Consider the following 15,703-nt stretch of genomic DNA (forward strand, 5'->3'; position numbering starts at 1 on the left):
CAACTGATGTATTCCGGAGATATAACTTCCGCTCCCAATGGTGCTGTTGAATATCTTTACGCCAACAAGCGACTGAGTACACCAACACTCGTGATGAATAATGTTTTCAGCGGAGATACCAACTGTGGATATAAAATCGTTATCGGAAAGGGAGATGATATTTCCTACGACTATATGATGAATCCTAATCATCTATTTGCTGAGGCCAGATGTAACTCTGTTCAAAAACAAATGATTCTGGGAATACTGCTGCCAAAAAACGGAAAACAATGTTTCGTACTATTGAATTTCGGAGCAGGACATTCTCATATTTCAGGAAATACAGAGGTTTCTGCGATGGCAACAAGTGCATTATATCAGCAATGGTATGATTCTCTGTCTTTCAATGATCTTGTAAAAGAACTTGGAGCCGAAATTACAACGGAAAGAGCGGAAGCTGATTTTGATTTCTCGCTGGAAAGGCTTGAAAAAGATAGCTTTATGAGGATTTTTAAATAAAAATGTGCCATTTGACAGGATCGAATGGCGTTTTTTTGTTATTTTAGCAAGCAAGTCGCCACTGAAGAAATCTTGGCTGCCAAAAACTAATTAACAAGGAATAAAAAATGAAATTCAAGCCTCTCTCACAAACTAAATATGTATGGATTATTATCATTCTACTGTCCATTGTAGCAATACTTTTTAAATCGATTTACAGACAGTATATTTATGCAAACCACATTAATGATTACGGGATTGCAGATTCTTCACCCAATTTTTTCGCAGGACTTATCATTGTCATTTTCTATTTCACTCAAAATCAAAACTTAACACTAAAAAAACATACCCTATTTACAGTTGTAGGACTTGTAGGTTATGAATTAATTCAAGGAAGTATTTTTAAAAACAATGTTTTTGATTACAAGGATATCTTCGCATCCATTCTTGGCGCTTTTATAGGATATTTATTGTGTCTGAAGTTTAAAACAGGTTCAGCTTTGAATAATCCAGAAACCAAATAAAATATTTGATTCTTCTCCAGGCACAAAATAAGTATATTTCAGACATTAATATTTTTAATTGACATCAGATTTTTATGACGATTGAGAAGTACTTTTTTTCCATAATCAATCTGAATACTAAACATTTTCTCCAACGGAAACTGAAGGACAGCCTGAAGAATCAGACGAATCACTCCGGCATGGCTAACAATCAATACTTTATCCGTATCTTTTTTCAGAATCAATTCATTCCAGAAACTAAGAACCCGGGTTTGCATTTCGAGTAAATTTTCACCACCGGCCGCTTTTACATTGACGAAATCCTGATACCACGGATTGATCTCTTCTTCCGGAATATCGGTCAATTTTTTCATCTCCCAATTTCCAAAATTCATTTCACGAATCCTCTCATCTGTTGTATACTCGAATTGAAAATGATCAGCTAAAAGGTGACATCTTAAAGACGGACTCGAAATGACAAAATCATAATCATCATCCAGTAATATTCTTTTAAAATCTTCCTGATAATTCTTTCTTAAAGGGATATCCGAAAATCCATAACACAGATTTTCGGGATTTTCTACAGCAGTATGGCGGATCAGATGAATTTCCATGCGATAATTGTTCCTAAATAAAATAAAACTTCACAAACCTGCTGTACAGACCCCAGACAATCGCCTGTATACCCTCCGATATGTTTTTTAAAATACCATCCCATATAGATTTTACCCAAATATGCCAACGCAAAAGCAAAAATCAAACGCCAGTCCGGAATTATGGCAAAAGCAATTAAAACACTGATAAATCCCATCACTAAAGCCATTCCATCCAGTGGTTTATTGGCTAACGGTTTGGATTTACTGGCGTCAATATCTGTCACATACTGATGGGTATAGATCATCGTTCCGGAAATAAAACGGCTTACGGTATGACCTAAAATGACAATTGATAAGGTTTTAAACAAATCAACTGTTCCCAAAGCCTGAATACTGTAAAATTTCAAAGCAAAAAGCAAAATTATCCCAATCGTTCCATAAGCACCCACTCTACTGTCCTTCATGATGGTAAGGATTTTCTCTTTACCATAACCTCCTCCAAAACTGTCACACATATCTGTGAAACCATCTTCATGAAAAGCCCCGGTCAACAAAATACTTGAGATCATCATGAGAACAATCCCTATTTCCAGATTAAAAAGCTGGCTGGAAAAGTACAGAATCCCGGCATTGATTAATCCAACCAGCAGCCCCACCCACGCAAAATATTTTTGAGATCTGTTCATAATCTCACTGGAATATGGAATGGTAAACGGAACCGGAATTCTGGTGAAAAACATCAATGCAGTTGCAAAGTAGATGAGTTCATTCTTTACTGCTTTCATCACTCTTTATTTGAAATATGAGCATCTTCAAAGCTTGACATTTCATTTAGGAAATTCACTGCACTCTGTATCAGCGGATAAGCTAACGCACAACCTGTTCCTTCTCCAAGACGCAGATTGAGATTTAAAAGTGCTTTCTCCCTCATCAACCCTAAGAGCTGAAGATGGGCATTTTCATCACTTACATGGCAGAAAATGCAGTTGTTCAGAATCTCAGGATTCTTTTTCCAGGCAGCAGCTACGCTCACAGTTGCGATAAATCCATCCACCATAATCAGCATATTATGGTGATAAGCTTCTTCTATAGCCCCTATCATTTGGGCAATTTCTAATCCACCAAAGGTTTGTGCAATTTCGTCCTCAGACATTGAAGCGGGATATTTTTCTATCCCTTCCGTTAAGATATTGATCTTATTCTGCAGCTGATGATCATTCAGTCCGGTTCCTCGTCCGATACAGTTTGTAATCGGGATATCAAACAGTTTGCTCATCATCAGAGAAGAAGCAGAAGTATTCCCGATCCCCATTTCACCGAAACCAATAATATTACATCCTTTTTTTACAATTCCGGCCACCACTGATCTTCCGTTTTCCAAAGCCTGCTGGTATTCTTCAACTGTCATTGCAGGTTCTTCCAGAATATTTCGGCTTGACTTTCTGACTTTTTTATTTACCAAATTTAATCCTTCCGGAAAATCAAAATTCACCCCAGCATCTACAATTTTAATCTCAATACCGTGCTGTCTGCAAAAAACATTGATGGCAGCTCCTCCCCCAATGAAATTCATCACCATCTGATAGGTTACCTCCTGAGGATAAGCACTTACACCTGCTGTGGCAATCCCATGATCCGCAGCAAAAACCACCATATGTGGATTCAATAACTTTGGTGTAGTTGTCTTCTGAACCATTCCAATTTTGTGAGCAAGGTGTTCCAGATGCCCTAATGCGCCTAAAGGCTTTGTTTTAAAATCAATTTTATGCTGTAGTTCGTTTGATAACATGGTCGTGATAAATAATTATGTTAAGTAGAGAAAGTGCAATATTAGTGAAATGGGGGTTAAGAGCCAAGAATTGAGAAAAAGAGAGGAGCAAGGAGTAGGAATGCAAGATTTAAGATTATTAAGATGAAAGGGACATTCAACCTTAAACTCTGAAATCTGAGCTTTAAACTCTTCACATAAAATTACTACGTAATAACATTACGCACTTAACTGTTTACTTTGCATGAGAAAATTGAAAACAATGACACCAAAAATTATAGAAAAAATAAAAGAAATAGAGGAAGAAAAAAGTGTAGAAGTTCTTCTTGCTGTTGAGTCCGGAAGCAGGGCATGGGGGTTTGCCTCTCCTGACAGTGATTATGATATACGTTTTATATACCGTCATGAAAAGGACTGGTATCTTTCTCCCTGGGATAAGGATGAAACCATAGAATTCATGACAGAAGATGATCTGGATGGTTCCGGTTGGGATCTGCGGAAGACTTTTCACCTTTTGCTGAAGTCGAATGCTGCCTTGCTGAGCTGGTTCTATTCTCCTATCGTTTATAAAGCAGATGAAAAGTTTGTAGAACTATTCAGACCTTTTGCAGAAGTCTGTTTTTCACCAATAGCGGTATCCTATCACTATTTAAGCATGAGCAAAAAGTATCTGGAAGCCTGCAGAGTGGATGAAGTAAAGCTAAAAAGCTATTTTTATTGTCTTAGAACTACATTAACTGGAAAATGGATCATAGAAAAAGGGACTGTTCCTCCTGTACTGTTCAGTGATCTTCTTGTCTTAACGGATGATGCAATCAGACAGAAAATAGAAGATCTTATTGCCTTAAAAGCGACCAAAGGAGAATCATACGACCATCCGAACGATTGGGAATTGTTTGGTTTTCTTGAAAAAACAGTCGCCGAAAATGAGGGAAAATCGAAGAGTTTATCAGGAGGAAAAGCAGATAGAGGTGAGATGGAGAGGGTTTTTAGGGAGATATTAAAACTTTAAAAAAAGATAACATGATCATATTTAACTTCTTCAAAAAGAGGTATATTCAACCCCTTCAAAAGGAGGTTGAAAAATTGATTCCCAAAGAGAAAGAAAAAATACATGAATTTATTGAAAGGTGTCAATTTTTAAAGGAAGAAATGGGAATTGAAGTTCCCCTGTCAGTGATTGAAACTTTCAAAAGGTATGATCTTCCAAAACACAATTATTTTTATAGTATTTTTTGGAATGTTGATGATGATAGTTTTATCATTTTTTATACAGAAGCTTTTATTGAATTAGTTGTTACCCGATACAAAGAAATTCACGGAAAGGATGCAGATTTGGCTACATTGTTACAGCAGCTTGATGATGCAGTTTATGAATTCCGTGTAAAAGAAGATTGTTTTGACAGAACAAATCCTTCTTTTGACTTCGTCAACAACTGTTATGAAGAGTTCAAAAAGTCTGGAGAAGAGCTGACTATAACCATGGATCTGGGAAATTATGACAATCTCGTTCTCAATAAAGAAGAAAAAGGCAATGTGGGGTATAATCTATCATCTTATAAAACAACTGCAGGAATAAAATATAAATTCCTTACACAATTCAGACCTTTAACGGAAGTCATCAAAGAAACTTTAGACAGTCAGCAAAACCATTATTAATTTTATTAAATAAAATCAAATGAGAAATATAATCGCACTCTCCCCCATGTATACTGAAGACAGCAACAATCTTAAAAAAGCATCACTCAACTCATCCTATAGGCTCAGCCGTTTCAATGCCCAATGGAATGTGCCTGAAGAATTTCGTGAGGATGTAATTGCGGTGTATGGTGAGGATATTTATGCAGAGATTGTTGCTGAGCAGTGTCATCTTACCCTGCTCAAACCTGCTGATGACTGGTTAGCTCATATCAGTGAAGATTTTATCAAACGTAAAATCTCTTATGGCCGCCTTAAGAATTTTACAGATCAGAAAAATATATTTATAAAATGTTCTGATTTCAAAAGTTTTAAGGCCGGAGTTTATCAAAAAGTAACGGATATAAAAGGTTTTGAATCCCTGGATTTGGAAACTACAGTTTTTACATCAGAAGTAGTTGACTGGGATCTTGAAGTAAGATGCTTTGTTCTCAATAACAAAATAAAAACATATTCTTCTTACTGGAGAAATAATACTTATGACACAGATTCTCTTTCAGAGCAAGAACAGAAAAATATGTCTTCTTTTTTTGATTCATTTATAAAAAAATACTCCTCTACCCTTCCAGATGCAATTGTACTGGATTTTGGGATAATCAGAGGAAAGGGCTGGGCACTGATCGAGGCAAATCCTGCATGGTGCTCCGGACTGTATTCCTGTGATGCAGAAAAAGTTTTGGAAGTGGTTGTAAAAAGCTGTATTAAAAATTAGAATAATGGAAATGATCATTTTTACAGGAATCCCTGCCAGTGGAAAAAGTTCTTTATACAAGGAACTTTTTTTTAATTCTCATATCAGAATAAGCCTGGATCTCCTAAATACAAGGCATAAAGAAGGAAAGCTTCTCCAGTACTGTTTTGATACCCAATCCCAAATGGTCATTGACAATACGAATGTATCCAGAGAAAGCAGGAAAAAATACATTGACCTTGCCCAACGGAATAAGTATAGAGTGGTCTGCTATTACTTCGAATCCGATATTCAGGATTGCCTTGAAAGAAATAAAAATCGGAAAGAATCTATTAATGAAACAGGTATAAAAGCAAAATATAAAGAGTTTGAAATTCCTGTATCAGAAGAAGGATTTGACAAAATAATAAAAGTAAAAATCATTAATAATCAATTTGAAATCAATGATAATGAAGTTTGAGAAAATAGAAAATTTAATGCGTACAAATGAAGCTTTTTCTGAGCAATATATCCTGCCTGAAAACTACATTATTGTAAGATTGGATGGAAAAGGTTTTACAAAACTGACCAAAGAAAAACTTTCATTAGAAAAACCTTTCGATGAAAAATTCAGCCAGGTAATGACTAAGACCGTAGAGCATCTTTTTAATTCAGGGTTCAGAATTTTGTATGGTTATACTCAAAGTGATGAAATTTCATTGTTGATCCATAAGGATGATCATACATTCAGCAGAAAAACAAGGAAAATTAATTCTGTTCTGGCAGGAGAAGCCAGTGCTTTTTTCAGCCTTCAGTTTAATGAAATCTGCGTTTTTGACTGCAGAGTGATTTCAGCTCCCAACCAGAATATGATTTTAGATTATTTTTGCTGGCGGCAGGAAGATTCACACAGAAATTCCCTTTCCGCATACTGTTACTGGACTTTAAGAAATAATTCATTTAATGCAAAACAGGCTGCTGAAAAAATTGAAAAGATGTCTATGTCTGATAAAAATGAAATGCTTTTTCAGTATGGAATCAATTATAATAACGCTCCACTTTGGCAAAAAAGAGGAATAGGAATCTACCCTAAAAACGAAATTAAAACAGGCTATAACCCTATTACAAAGGAAAATACAGTTTCTACACGAAAAATTCTTTATGCTGAAAAGAATTTGTCGGTAAAAGAGGACTACAGACAATTTATACAGGACATTCTGAATAAATTTTAATTTTTTTTCAATAAAAAAATCTACGCAAATACAATGCGTACATATGTACTTACTTTGCATCATCAAATAACAAGGAGGCTGTAGCTCAGTTGGTAGAGCAACGTAACAACACTTTATAATATTTTAATCTGCATTGCAGGTGTGATCCATAAAGTTACTTCGCATTAAACGCCGTTTGTCGCCGGTTCGAGTCCGGCCAGCCTCCCAATTGAAGCGGTGTGAGATTTAGGTTACTTCGATTCCAAAAAAAAGCCTTAATCAATTTTTTAACCGCTTTATTTTAATAAAAAAACTAAGAATATGTCAAAATTTAACACAAAAAAAACTGGGTTTGACTCCGGCATCATTGCTGGAAAATTGACAGATAAAGCTGGAAAATATTCAGATTACGAATTGCTGAGACGGGTAACTCTGGCTAATATGCTTTTTGAATCCGACTATTACCAATCTTCGGACGAGATCATGAAACAGATCGAAGACCTTTGCTATACAGTAAGTGGTGAAATGATTATTGAACTTGCTCTTGAGTGCCGTTTTGAACAAAAATTAAGACATACTCCACTATGGCTATTGATACTTGCCAATGAAATTCATGATATTTCTGTAAAGGATGCTGTGGCTAAAATTGCCAACAGACCAGATATGACTATTGATCTTCTTCAGATGCTGAAAGTAAGAAACGGTTCTTATAAAATGTCAAAATCCATCAAAAAAGGCATTGCCAAAGCATTTGATAACTACGATAAATACCAGATTGCTAAATATAGAAAAAGTAATATGGAGATGTCTCTGGTAGATGTTGTCAACCTTGTGCATCCTAAGCCAACGGTAAAAAATGAAGAGGCATTACAATCACTTGTAGCGAATACGCTTCAACCCGCAAACACCTGGGAAACAGCTTTGTCACAAGGTGCTGATAAAAAACTGACGTTTGAAAGAATGATCGCTGAAAAAAGCCTTGGTTCTCTGGCTATTCTGAGAAATCTTAGAAATATGACAGAGGCAGGACTTTCAAGAACAGATATCAGAACTGCTCTATCACAGGTAAAAAGCAACTGGCTTACTCCGCTCAACTTTCTGGCAGCCCAGAGAAATGCTCCGGATTATACTGCTGCGATTGATGAGGCCATGGAAAACTGCTTCGCACAGGAGAAAATAAAAGGAACTACGATTCTTGCTATTGATGTTTCCGGAAGTATGGGAAGGGTTACATCTTCTCATTCGAACTTTTCAAGAATGGATCTTGCATTTGCCATGGCAGCTGCCGGTTCCTATATTTTTGAAGATCTGATTTTGGTATTTACTGCCGGAAGCGATCAGGAAAGAAAAGGTAAACATATGATCTGGAACCATTCCAAGGGATTAAGCATGTTCAACAATTATTCTAAAATCGCTGCAGAAATGGGCGGAGGTGGTATTTTCACTTACCAGCTGTGTGAATGGCTGAAAGAAACAGGGTATGCCAGGGATGCTGAAAGACTGGTCGTAATCTCGGATAGCCAGGATATTGACGCCCATTACGGAGTGAACAGAAAACCTGATACGTCACCTTATAAAAGTTCATATATCATTGATATCTCCACCCATACCCATGGTATAAAAACCGGAAACTGGACCGCTGAAATCAATGGATGGAGTGATAAAGTATTTCATTATATTAAAGCTCTGGAAAACTAGGATTTTCCAGAGTTTTTTTAACCAGAGCCATGAATTATAAAATCATATACAACGCAGAAAAATTGAAGGAATTCATTGATGAGAGAAATTTCTGATAAACTGATCAGAAATGACAATGCCATCAACCCTCATAAATCGGCTTTGAATAGTATTCAGACCACAACATCAAGAAAGATATTCTTTGATCCTGATATTGATTTCAAAACTGATGATCATCAGAATGCTGTTAACCGATTCAGATCAGACATAGAAAGTATTGTGAATGCAGATTGTCTAGTCTTTATTAGTCTTTATCAAAACTCATGGTGGTTTCCATTGCCTGATAAAAACAGAAAGTAAAGAAAATAAATAGAAAGCTGGTATCAGAAGGTTTTTCAACTTAGCTGTGATGAATATGAAGTAACTATGAATGGTGGTAATGTACTTCCTGTTCCCGGATGTATTCAGGGCATAGATTTTTCACCTTATTTTTTAGATTAAATTATTCATATCCAATCATGACGATCCAAGACTTAAAAACCAACAACCTCATCCTTTTCGAAGTTATCTCCGGAAGCCGGTCATTTGGGCTGGCAACTGAAAACTCAGATACCGATATCCGTGGGGTCTATTATCTTCCGAAAGAGGATTTCTTTGGACTGAACTACATTCCGCAGATCTCCAATGAAACAAATGATATTACCTACTATGAAATCGGGAGGTTTGTAGAACTGCTTCAGAAAAACAATCCCAATATTCTGGAAATTCTGGTAAGCCCCCACGAATGTATTTTGCATAAACATCCGTTGATGGACTTTTTGAAACCTGAAGATTTTTTATCCAAACTCTGTAAAGATACCTTTGCCGGATATGCTATTTCACAGATCAAAAAGGCCAAAGGACTTAATAAAAAGATATTGAACCCCATAGATAAGGAAAGAAAATCAATTCTTGATTTTTGTTTTATTCTGGATGGTCAAGGTTCTATTCCTTTGAAAAAATGGCTTTTGGAACATAGGAAAGTTCAGGAAAAATGTGGATTAACGGCTATTGACCATACCAAAGGAATGTTTGCCTTATTTTACGACGATTCACACACATTGGGATATAAAGGAATTATACAACACGAGGAAGCGAATCAGGTTTCTGTATCCTCTATTCCCAAAGAAGAAAAACGTATTGCTTACCTGTTTTGCAACTTAGACGCTTATTCCATTTACTGTAAAAATTACAGGGAATACTGGAAATGGGTCACTGAGCGTAATGAAGACCGTTATAATGCGAACGAGAACCATGGTCAAAATTATGACAGCAAAAACATGATGCATACGATCCGGCTCCTACAGTCTTGTGAATCTATTTTTAAAAATAATTCGCTTAAAACCCGTGTGGAAAACCGGGATGAACTGCTTGATATCAAATCCGGCTGTCAATCTTATGAAGTAGTAATGCAAAAAGCTGAGAATCTGATTGAGTCTATTGAACATCTTCATTCTATCTCTACGCTTCCTGAATATCCTGATTTAGAAAAAACAACACACATTTTAATAGAAATCAGAGAGAATTTATACCGCTAAATCAAATAAACAGGATTCAATAGAGAATGAAAGAAACAGGGAATTAAAGATCCAGATAACATCAAAAAAAGCAGTACATTAGCCAGATGCCATATCTTAAAAAAACAGTAGTAGTGAAGACCTTATTTTATCCTTTGGCCCTAACAGGTTCTACAAAAATCATTCAATGAAATTACAGTTTTATACTCCCCAAAACAATACTTTAAAAAAGTATATTGAGGGATATTATTTTATAACCGCTGATGATAGCGAAGAGCCGGTACATTACTGGACTTTCCCGAATAACTACTGTATTCTCAGTGCCAATCAAAATTCTATTGCGACACAAGTAGATCAGAAGATCTCTATTTCCTTTACTTCAGATAAAAATATTGCCTCCAGCCTGGTGTTCCGCTATACCTCGCCGATAGAGGTTCATTATGAAAGACCGGTTAATGAGATCACTCTCTACTTTAAACCTTTGGGACTTAATCAGTTTGCCAGTAATCTGGAAAAAATATTTATGCACCATGATCTCCTGGAATATAGTCCTTTTCCGGATTTTAATGAAACAATGGGCCATATCTTCAATCTCATAAACAGGGAACAACAGATTGAGGAATTGGAAAAGTATTGGCTGTCTAAACTGCATACAAAAGATCTGGGACTGATAACTGGTATTGTTTCGGATATAGAAGCTGATCTAAAAATGGAAGACATAGCAAAAAAACATCATATTTCAAGACAGCATATCAATAAAATATTTCTAAAAAACATTGGAAAACCACCTTCAGAATATCGGAAGATATACCGTTTTAGAAACACTGTTACCCGAAAAAAAGGAACAAAAAGCTTAACGGAACTATCTTATGACAATTTATTTTACGACCAGTCTCATCTTAATAAAGATTTTAAAGAATTAACGGCTGTCAACCCCAAGATGTTTTTCAAAAATGTAGATGTCAACAAGGAAAATATTTGGCTTTTTATATAGACTGTTTACATTTTTACAATTTTAGCCCATGAAACCGGCCTACATTTGTAAAAAAAATAAATGAAGATCTTGCATTTTTTAACTGTAATTTTATTAAGCAATACCACTGTTCTCGCTCAGGATTCTTTGATTACAAAGATTGCTTCTGAACATGAACAGATCATCAGTTTTGACAGCCATCAGTTTTCCGGCGAAGGAATTAAAACATTTACCCAAAAGATAGCACAGCACAGGTACGTTTTAATCGGTGAAGATCATCTTAATAATGAGGTGTTGGATTTCACTTCCTATCTGACCCAAAATATAGACTTTGACAATTATATCACAGAGGCAGATCAGCTTACAATGGATATCCTTAGGAAGGATTATAATAAAGTTAAAGAATACCGGTCTATAGTGACCAATTCTAAAGATAAATTTTCTTTTTTCTCTTTTGACAGAGACCGCGAGCTCTTAAACTCCTTTTTTAAAAACAATAAAACAACAATAGGCCTGGATAATGTTTATTTTAATTCCGACAGTGTTGTTTTCCAGGAACTGATCAATAAAACATCCAATAAGCAGGCTAAAGTAAAATATGAAGCAATGCTGCAGGAATCCCTTGCCAGATGGAACAGATATAAAGCTAATCCGGATCAACAGCCTTCTGTAGAGTCTAACCAGCCCTATCTGTTTACCAGTGATTTTGGCAAAAAGATTATGGACATTCAAAAATTAAAGATTTCCGAATATGAATACCAAGCCTTAAACAGTCTGCTGAAAAGCAATAGAATCTATAATCTTGGATACACCGGAGACGGACTTGAATCTCATTATATGAGAATCTCGTCAATGAAAGCACAGCTCTTGAAAAATCTGGATAAAATAAAAGGTAAAAGAAACTTATTTAAATTCGGAGCCAACCATGTAGGCAAAGGGAGGAGCTTATTTCAGAACAGTTTTGATGTTGGAAATCTGGTAACTAATCTTGCGGATGCTGAACAGGAACAGTCTTTACACATTGCGATTATTCAGCAGGGAGGAAAAGCCGGCTCTTTCTTCTCCGAAAGTAGTGAAGCTGATAATGTTTCCTTCTTAAAACCATTTTACAAACTGATAGGTAAAGACAATGAATGGCTGCTATTTGATCTGAATAAGATCAATGAAAATATAAAAAAGCAAAAGACCTTCATCAAATCTACCGGGCTTAAAAATTTAATAGAAGGGTATGATTACTTAATCATCATTCCAAAAGTAACTGCACAAAAAATAGTAACTGCATAGTTTAATAGCTATTGTCCATTACTATAAAAACAAAAATCCCTCAAAATAGAGGGATTTTTTTATATTTAAGAATAAATCTTATTCTTCGTTGGAAGGCTCCTGGTTTTCCACAGGTTTTACTTCACCTTGTGGCCTCTGTCCTTCAGGTCTTCTTTGTCCTTCCGGTCTACCCTGCCCCTCTGGTCTTCTTTGCCCTTCTGGTCTTCCTTGTCCTTCTGGTCTTGCAGGTCTTGGTAAAAGAACTTTACGGGAAAGTTTCATTTTCTTACGATCATCGTAACCCATAAATTTAACTTCTACTTCATCACCTTCAGCATAAGGAACTTTGTCCAGACGAGCCCACTCAATTTCTGAGATGTGAAGAAGTCCTTCTGTTCCTTTAGCAATGGCTACAAAAGCACCGAAGTCCATTACTTTCACTACTTTCCCGTTGTAAACTTCTCCTACAACCGGTACAAAAGTAATTTCGTTGATTTTAGCAATAGCAGCATTGATTTTCTCTCTGTCTGTTCCTGCGATTTCGATACGTCCTATTTCTCCCACTTCTTCAATAGCGATTACGGTATCCGTATCTTTCTGCATCTGCTGAATAATTTTTCCACCAGGTCCTATTACTGCACCAATGAAGTCTTTTGAGATCTCCATTACTACCATTTTCGGAGCGTGAGGTTTCACGTCTGGTCTTGGTACAGCGATCGTTTCAGTGATTTTATTTAAGATATGTAATCTTCCGTCTTTAGCCTGCATCAAAGCTTTTTCCATGATATCCATAGAAAGTCCCTGGATCTTAATGTCCATCTGACAAGCTGTAATACCGTCTGCAGTACCTGTTACTTTAAAGTCCATATCTCCTAAGTGATCTTCATCTCCTAAGATATCAGAAAGTACAGTGAATTTACCAGATTTTGCATCTGTAATAAGACCCATTGCAATACCTGAAACCGGTTTTGTAATCTGTACTCCAGCATCCATTAGTGCTAATGTTCCTGCACAAACTGTTGCCATAGAAGAAGAACCGTTAGATTCTAAAATATCGGAAACAATTCTGATTGTATATGGATTTTCTTCTGGAATAACTGCCTGTAACGCTCTCTGAGCAAGGTTACCGTGTCCTACTTCTCTTCTTGAAGTTCCTCTTAGAGGTCTTGCTTCACCTGTAGAGAATGGCGGGAAGTTATAGTGTAGGAAGAATTTTTCGTCGTGCTGAGAAATAACGCTGTCTACCATGTTTGCATCTTTCACAGAACCTAAAGTTACTGCTGTTAAAGACTGAGTTTCACCTCTTGTAAACACTGCAGAACCGTGAGCTCCCGGAAGGTAGTCAATCTCTGACCAGATAGGACGGATCGTCTGAGGATCACGACCATCAAGACGGATATTGTCTTCCAGAATCATCTGACGCATTGCTTCTTTCTCTACGTCATGATAATATACTTTTACGAAAGGAGTTACTCTTTCCAATTCTTCTGCATCATCTGCATATTGAGCAAGGAATTCTTCACGAAGTGCTTTGAATTTCTCTCCTCTTTCTTCTTTACCAGAAGGAGTTCTTGCAACTTCATATACTTTATCGTAAGTTTCTTTCCACACTTTTTCACGAATTTCTTCGTCGTGGTTTTCGTGGCTATATTCTCTCTTAGGGAAAGCTTTTCCTACCTTTTCAGCCAATCTTTCCTGAGCTTCGATTTGCTTCTTAATTTCAGCATGACCAAAATTGATAGCTTCCAACATTTCCTGCTCAGAAATTTCCTTCATTTCTCCTTCTACCATTACGATTGAATCTTTAGTAGCTCCAACCATAATATCCAATTCAGAACTCTTCAATTCTTCATAGCTAGGATTAATAGAAAGTTTTCCGTCAAATCTTACTACTCTTACTTCAGACATTGGTCCGTTGAAAGGAATATCAGTAATTGCAATTGCTGCAGAAGCGGCTAAACCAGCTAAATCATCAGGAATCGTTTTTCCATCATAAGAAATTAAAGAAATCATTACCTGAACTTCAGCATGGAAATCTTCAGGGAAAAGCGGACGTAGAACTCTATCTACCAAACGCATTGTTAAAATTTCCTGATCTGAAGGTCTTGCTTCTCTACGGAAGAAATTTCCTGGAATTCTTCCACCTGCGTAGAATTTTTCTCTATAATCTACTGTTAATGGTAAAAAATCTACACCAGGGTTTGCTTCTTTATTGGCTACAACCGTTGCTAAAAGCATGGTTCCGCCCATTTTTACTACCACAGATCCATCAGCCTGTTTTGCCAATTTACCTGTTTCAATAGTGATTTCTCTGCCGTCAGCAAGAGTAATCAGTTCTGTAAACGCTTGAGGTATACTCATAAATTTGTCTTCTTAATACTCCGTATTGAGTATGAATTAATATTTAAACTCTTTAAATTTTCGTTTGCAAAGATAATATATTTTATTTGTAACTGCCAGCATCGAAAAGAAAAGAACCCGACATCCCAATCATCTTTTACCAACTGCTTAGGCCCTCTTTTAAAAGCATATTATAGTTTTCGATATGGAAGCTGTACAGGTCCGGAGACTTATGGGCACCTCCTTTCTTTCGTTCATCCAGTTTCTGAAGTATTCCCGTATTTTTTATTTTCCGATAAAAATTACCCCGGTTAAGTTCTTTTCCCAAGATAACTTCATACAGTTTTTGAAGCTCAGGGAGCGTAAATTTCTCTGGAAGCAGATTATAACCAATGGGTTTGTAAGCCATTTTCTCTCTAAGTGCCAACAACGCTTTTTCTATAATCATCCGATGATCCATCGTCAAAAGTATATCAGGGAGCTGAGTGAGATCAATCCATTCACAGGCCTCACTAAGAGCATCATGCTTCGGTTCTACATTCTTATAGTCTACCAATGCATAGTAGCCAATAGAAATAAACCGCTGCTTATGCCACAGATCATCATCAAAATCTTCAAAAAAAGACTCATTGCGGTTAAGCTCTCCAAATACCCCAAACTCTTCCAGAAAGATATTTTCTACACCGGCCCTGTTTTGTAAGATACGCTGTGCCGCAGCATCTAAAGATTCTGATTTTCCCACATATCCCCCAGGCAAAAACCATTGCTTATTATAATTCATTTTGAGCAGCAAAACTTTCAGTTCGCTTTCATTAAATCCAAATATGACAGTATCTATAGAAAGATGAGGCACGTAAATCTGGTAAGCCTCTTTTGACTTTTCAATAATCTGTTTCTTAAAATTCATATTTCTAAAACATTGAGTTCAACAAAATTAATGTTAAAAACAGACCTAATTCCATTTTTTTAAT

General features: G+C 36.3%; 17 protein-coding genes and 1 tRNA gene. 13 read left to right on the forward strand and 5 right to left on the reverse strand.

The features are described 5' to 3' along the window. The first annotated feature begins 6 nt into the window (after positions 1-6). Together AC27VX_RS08445 and AC27VX_RS08450 are read left to right on the forward strand one after the other, a co-directional pair. Entirely contained in the window at positions 7-498 is a 492-nt protein-coding gene (locus tag AC27VX_RS08445) for a hypothetical protein (protein WP_488695027.1), read from the forward strand. 107 nt (positions 499-605) lie between these two features. Continuing rightward, on the forward strand, positions 606-1,001 hold the full coding sequence (locus AC27VX_RS08450; RefSeq protein WP_236857991.1) for a hypothetical protein: 396 nt from the start codon (positions 606-608) through the stop codon (positions 999-1,001). A 38-nt stretch (positions 1,002-1,039) separates the two neighbouring features. On the opposite strand, the gene cobC is transcribed toward AC27VX_RS08450, so the two are convergent. The 3 genes from cobC to cobT are packed head-to-tail and all read right to left on the reverse strand — an operon-like array spanning position 1,040 to position 3,365. Further along, the gene (cobC, locus tag AC27VX_RS08455; protein ID WP_488695029.1) at positions 1,040-1,594 is read right to left on the reverse strand and encodes an alpha-ribazole phosphatase family protein; all 555 of its coding nucleotides are present in this window, start codon (positions 1,592-1,594) and stop codon (positions 1,040-1,042) included. Next, positions 1,579-2,361, reverse strand: a complete 783-nt coding sequence (locus tag AC27VX_RS08460; protein ID WP_236857989.1) for an adenosylcobinamide-GDP ribazoletransferase — start codon at positions 2,359-2,361, stop codon at positions 1,579-1,581. Before AC27VX_RS08460 ends, cobC begins: the two co-directional genes overlap by 16 nt. After that, positions 2,361-3,365 carry a nicotinate-nucleotide--dimethylbenzimidazole phosphoribosyltransferase gene (cobT, locus tag AC27VX_RS08465; RefSeq protein ID WP_488695032.1) on the reverse strand — a complete coding sequence of 335 codons (1,005 nt, stop codon included), beginning with the start codon at positions 3,363-3,365 and terminating at the stop codon, positions 2,361-2,363. Before cobT ends, AC27VX_RS08460 begins: the two co-directional genes overlap by 1 nt. Positions 3,366-3,606: 241 nt before the next feature. Between cobT and AC27VX_RS08470 the strand changes: the two genes are divergently transcribed. The 11 genes from AC27VX_RS08470 (at position 3,607) to AC27VX_RS08520 (ending at position 12,413) form a co-directional block, all read left to right on the forward strand. After that, positions 3,607-4,356, forward strand: a complete 750-nt coding sequence (locus AC27VX_RS08470; protein WP_488695034.1) for a nucleotidyltransferase domain-containing protein — start codon at positions 3,607-3,609, stop codon at positions 4,354-4,356. Between the two features lie 11 nt (positions 4,357-4,367). Next, positions 4,368-5,003: a hypothetical protein gene (locus AC27VX_RS08475; protein ID WP_488695036.1), complete on the forward strand. Its 636-nt coding sequence runs from the start codon at positions 4,368-4,370 to the stop codon at positions 5,001-5,003. Positions 5,004-5,022: 19 nt separating this feature from the next. After that, positions 5,023-5,754, forward strand: coding sequence for an ATP-grasp domain-containing protein (locus AC27VX_RS08480; protein ID WP_488695038.1), 732 nt, complete (start codon positions 5,023-5,025; stop codon positions 5,752-5,754). A 4-nt stretch (positions 5,755-5,758) separates the two neighbouring features. Continuing rightward, entirely contained in the window at positions 5,759-6,193 is a 435-nt protein-coding gene (locus AC27VX_RS08485; RefSeq protein WP_488695040.1) for an AAA family ATPase, read from the forward strand. Then, positions 6,183-6,944, forward strand: a complete 762-nt coding sequence (locus tag AC27VX_RS08490; protein ID WP_236857983.1) for a tRNA(His) guanylyltransferase Thg1 family protein — start codon at positions 6,183-6,185, stop codon at positions 6,942-6,944. Before AC27VX_RS08485 ends, AC27VX_RS08490 begins: the two co-directional genes overlap by 11 nt. Positions 6,945-7,018: 74 nt before the next feature. After that, positions 7,019-7,149 (forward strand) — tRNA-OTHER (locus tag AC27VX_RS08495). A gap of 95 nt (positions 7,150-7,244) precedes the next feature. Then, entirely contained in the window at positions 7,245-8,621 is a 1,377-nt protein-coding gene (locus AC27VX_RS08500) for a TROVE domain-containing protein (RefSeq protein WP_488695042.1), read from the forward strand. A 78-nt stretch (positions 8,622-8,699) separates the two neighbouring features. Then, complete coding sequence (locus AC27VX_RS08505) at positions 8,700-8,960, forward strand: hypothetical protein (protein ID WP_488695044.1); 261 nt, start codon at positions 8,700-8,702, stop codon at positions 8,958-8,960. A 158-nt stretch (positions 8,961-9,118) separates the two neighbouring features. Then, the gene (locus AC27VX_RS08510; RefSeq protein ID WP_488695046.1) at positions 9,119-10,177 is read left to right on the forward strand and encodes a nucleotidyltransferase domain-containing protein; all 1,059 of its coding nucleotides are present in this window, start codon (positions 9,119-9,121) and stop codon (positions 10,175-10,177) included. A 166-nt stretch (positions 10,178-10,343) separates the two neighbouring features. Beyond that, positions 10,344-11,150: a helix-turn-helix domain-containing protein gene (locus tag AC27VX_RS08515; RefSeq protein WP_236857979.1), complete on the forward strand. Its 807-nt coding sequence runs from the start codon at positions 10,344-10,346 to the stop codon at positions 11,148-11,150. A gap of 60 nt (positions 11,151-11,210) precedes the next feature. Then, positions 11,211-12,413 (forward strand): hypothetical protein, encoded by a 1,203-nt coding sequence (locus tag AC27VX_RS08520; protein WP_488695048.1) that lies wholly within the window; start codon positions 11,211-11,213, stop codon positions 12,411-12,413. A gap of 78 nt (positions 12,414-12,491) precedes the next feature. On the opposite strand, the gene AC27VX_RS08525 is transcribed toward AC27VX_RS08520, so the two are convergent. Both AC27VX_RS08525 and AC27VX_RS08530 read right to left on the reverse strand, forming a co-directional pair. Beyond that, positions 12,492-14,753, reverse strand: coding sequence for a polyribonucleotide nucleotidyltransferase (locus tag AC27VX_RS08525; RefSeq protein ID WP_236857977.1), 2,262 nt, complete (start codon positions 14,751-14,753; stop codon positions 12,492-12,494). Between the two features lie 136 nt (positions 14,754-14,889). Next, positions 14,890-15,639 (reverse strand): NUDIX hydrolase, encoded by a 750-nt coding sequence (locus AC27VX_RS08530; protein ID WP_300686027.1) that lies wholly within the window; start codon positions 15,637-15,639, stop codon positions 14,890-14,892. Between the last annotated feature and the right edge of the window lie 64 nt (positions 15,640-15,703).

This window comes from Chryseobacterium sp. 14P4.3.2 (genome assembly GCF_057799275.1).

Bases quoted from the DNA above. Each gene is read 5' to 3' on its own strand.
- AC27VX_RS08445 (WP_488695027.1), top strand. From the start codon at position 7: ATGTATTCCGGAGATATAACTTCCGCTCCCAATGGTGCTGTTGAATAT.
- AC27VX_RS08450 (WP_236857991.1), top strand. From the start codon at position 606: ATGAAATTCAAGCCTCTCTCACAAACTAAATATGTATGGATTATTATC.
- cobC (WP_488695029.1), bottom strand. From the start codon at position 1,594: ATGGAAATTCATCTGATCCGCCATACTGCTGTAGAAAATCCCGAAAAT.
- AC27VX_RS08460 (WP_236857989.1), bottom strand. From the start codon at position 2,361: ATGAAAGCAGTAAAGAATGAACTCATCTACTTTGCAACTGCATTGATG.
- cobT (WP_488695032.1), bottom strand. From the start codon at position 3,365: ATGTTATCAAACGAACTACAGCATAAAATTGATTTTAAAACAAAGCCT.
- AC27VX_RS08470 (WP_488695034.1), top strand. From the start codon at position 3,607: ATGACACCAAAAATTATAGAAAAAATAAAAGAAATAGAGGAAGAAAAA.
- AC27VX_RS08475 (WP_488695036.1), top strand. From the start codon at position 4,368: ATGATCATATTTAACTTCTTCAAAAAGAGGTATATTCAACCCCTTCAA.
- AC27VX_RS08480 (WP_488695038.1), top strand. From the start codon at position 5,023: ATGAGAAATATAATCGCACTCTCCCCCATGTATACTGAAGACAGCAAC.
- AC27VX_RS08485 (WP_488695040.1), top strand. From the start codon at position 5,759: ATGGAAATGATCATTTTTACAGGAATCCCTGCCAGTGGAAAAAGTTCT.
- AC27VX_RS08490 (WP_236857983.1), top strand. From the start codon at position 6,183: ATGAAGTTTGAGAAAATAGAAAATTTAATGCGTACAAATGAAGCTTTT.
- AC27VX_RS08500 (WP_488695042.1), top strand. From the start codon at position 7,245: ATGTCAAAATTTAACACAAAAAAAACTGGGTTTGACTCCGGCATCATT.
- AC27VX_RS08505 (WP_488695044.1), top strand. From the start codon at position 8,700: ATGAGAGAAATTTCTGATAAACTGATCAGAAATGACAATGCCATCAAC.
- AC27VX_RS08510 (WP_488695046.1), top strand. From the start codon at position 9,119: ATGACGATCCAAGACTTAAAAACCAACAACCTCATCCTTTTCGAAGTT.
- AC27VX_RS08515 (WP_236857979.1), top strand. From the start codon at position 10,344: ATGAAATTACAGTTTTATACTCCCCAAAACAATACTTTAAAAAAGTAT.
- AC27VX_RS08520 (WP_488695048.1), top strand. From the start codon at position 11,211: ATGAAGATCTTGCATTTTTTAACTGTAATTTTATTAAGCAATACCACT.
- AC27VX_RS08525 (WP_236857977.1), bottom strand. From the start codon at position 14,753: ATGAGTATACCTCAAGCGTTTACAGAACTGATTACTCTTGCTGACGGC.
- AC27VX_RS08530 (WP_300686027.1), bottom strand. From the start codon at position 15,639: ATGAATTTTAAGAAACAGATTATTGAAAAGTCAAAAGAGGCTTACCAG.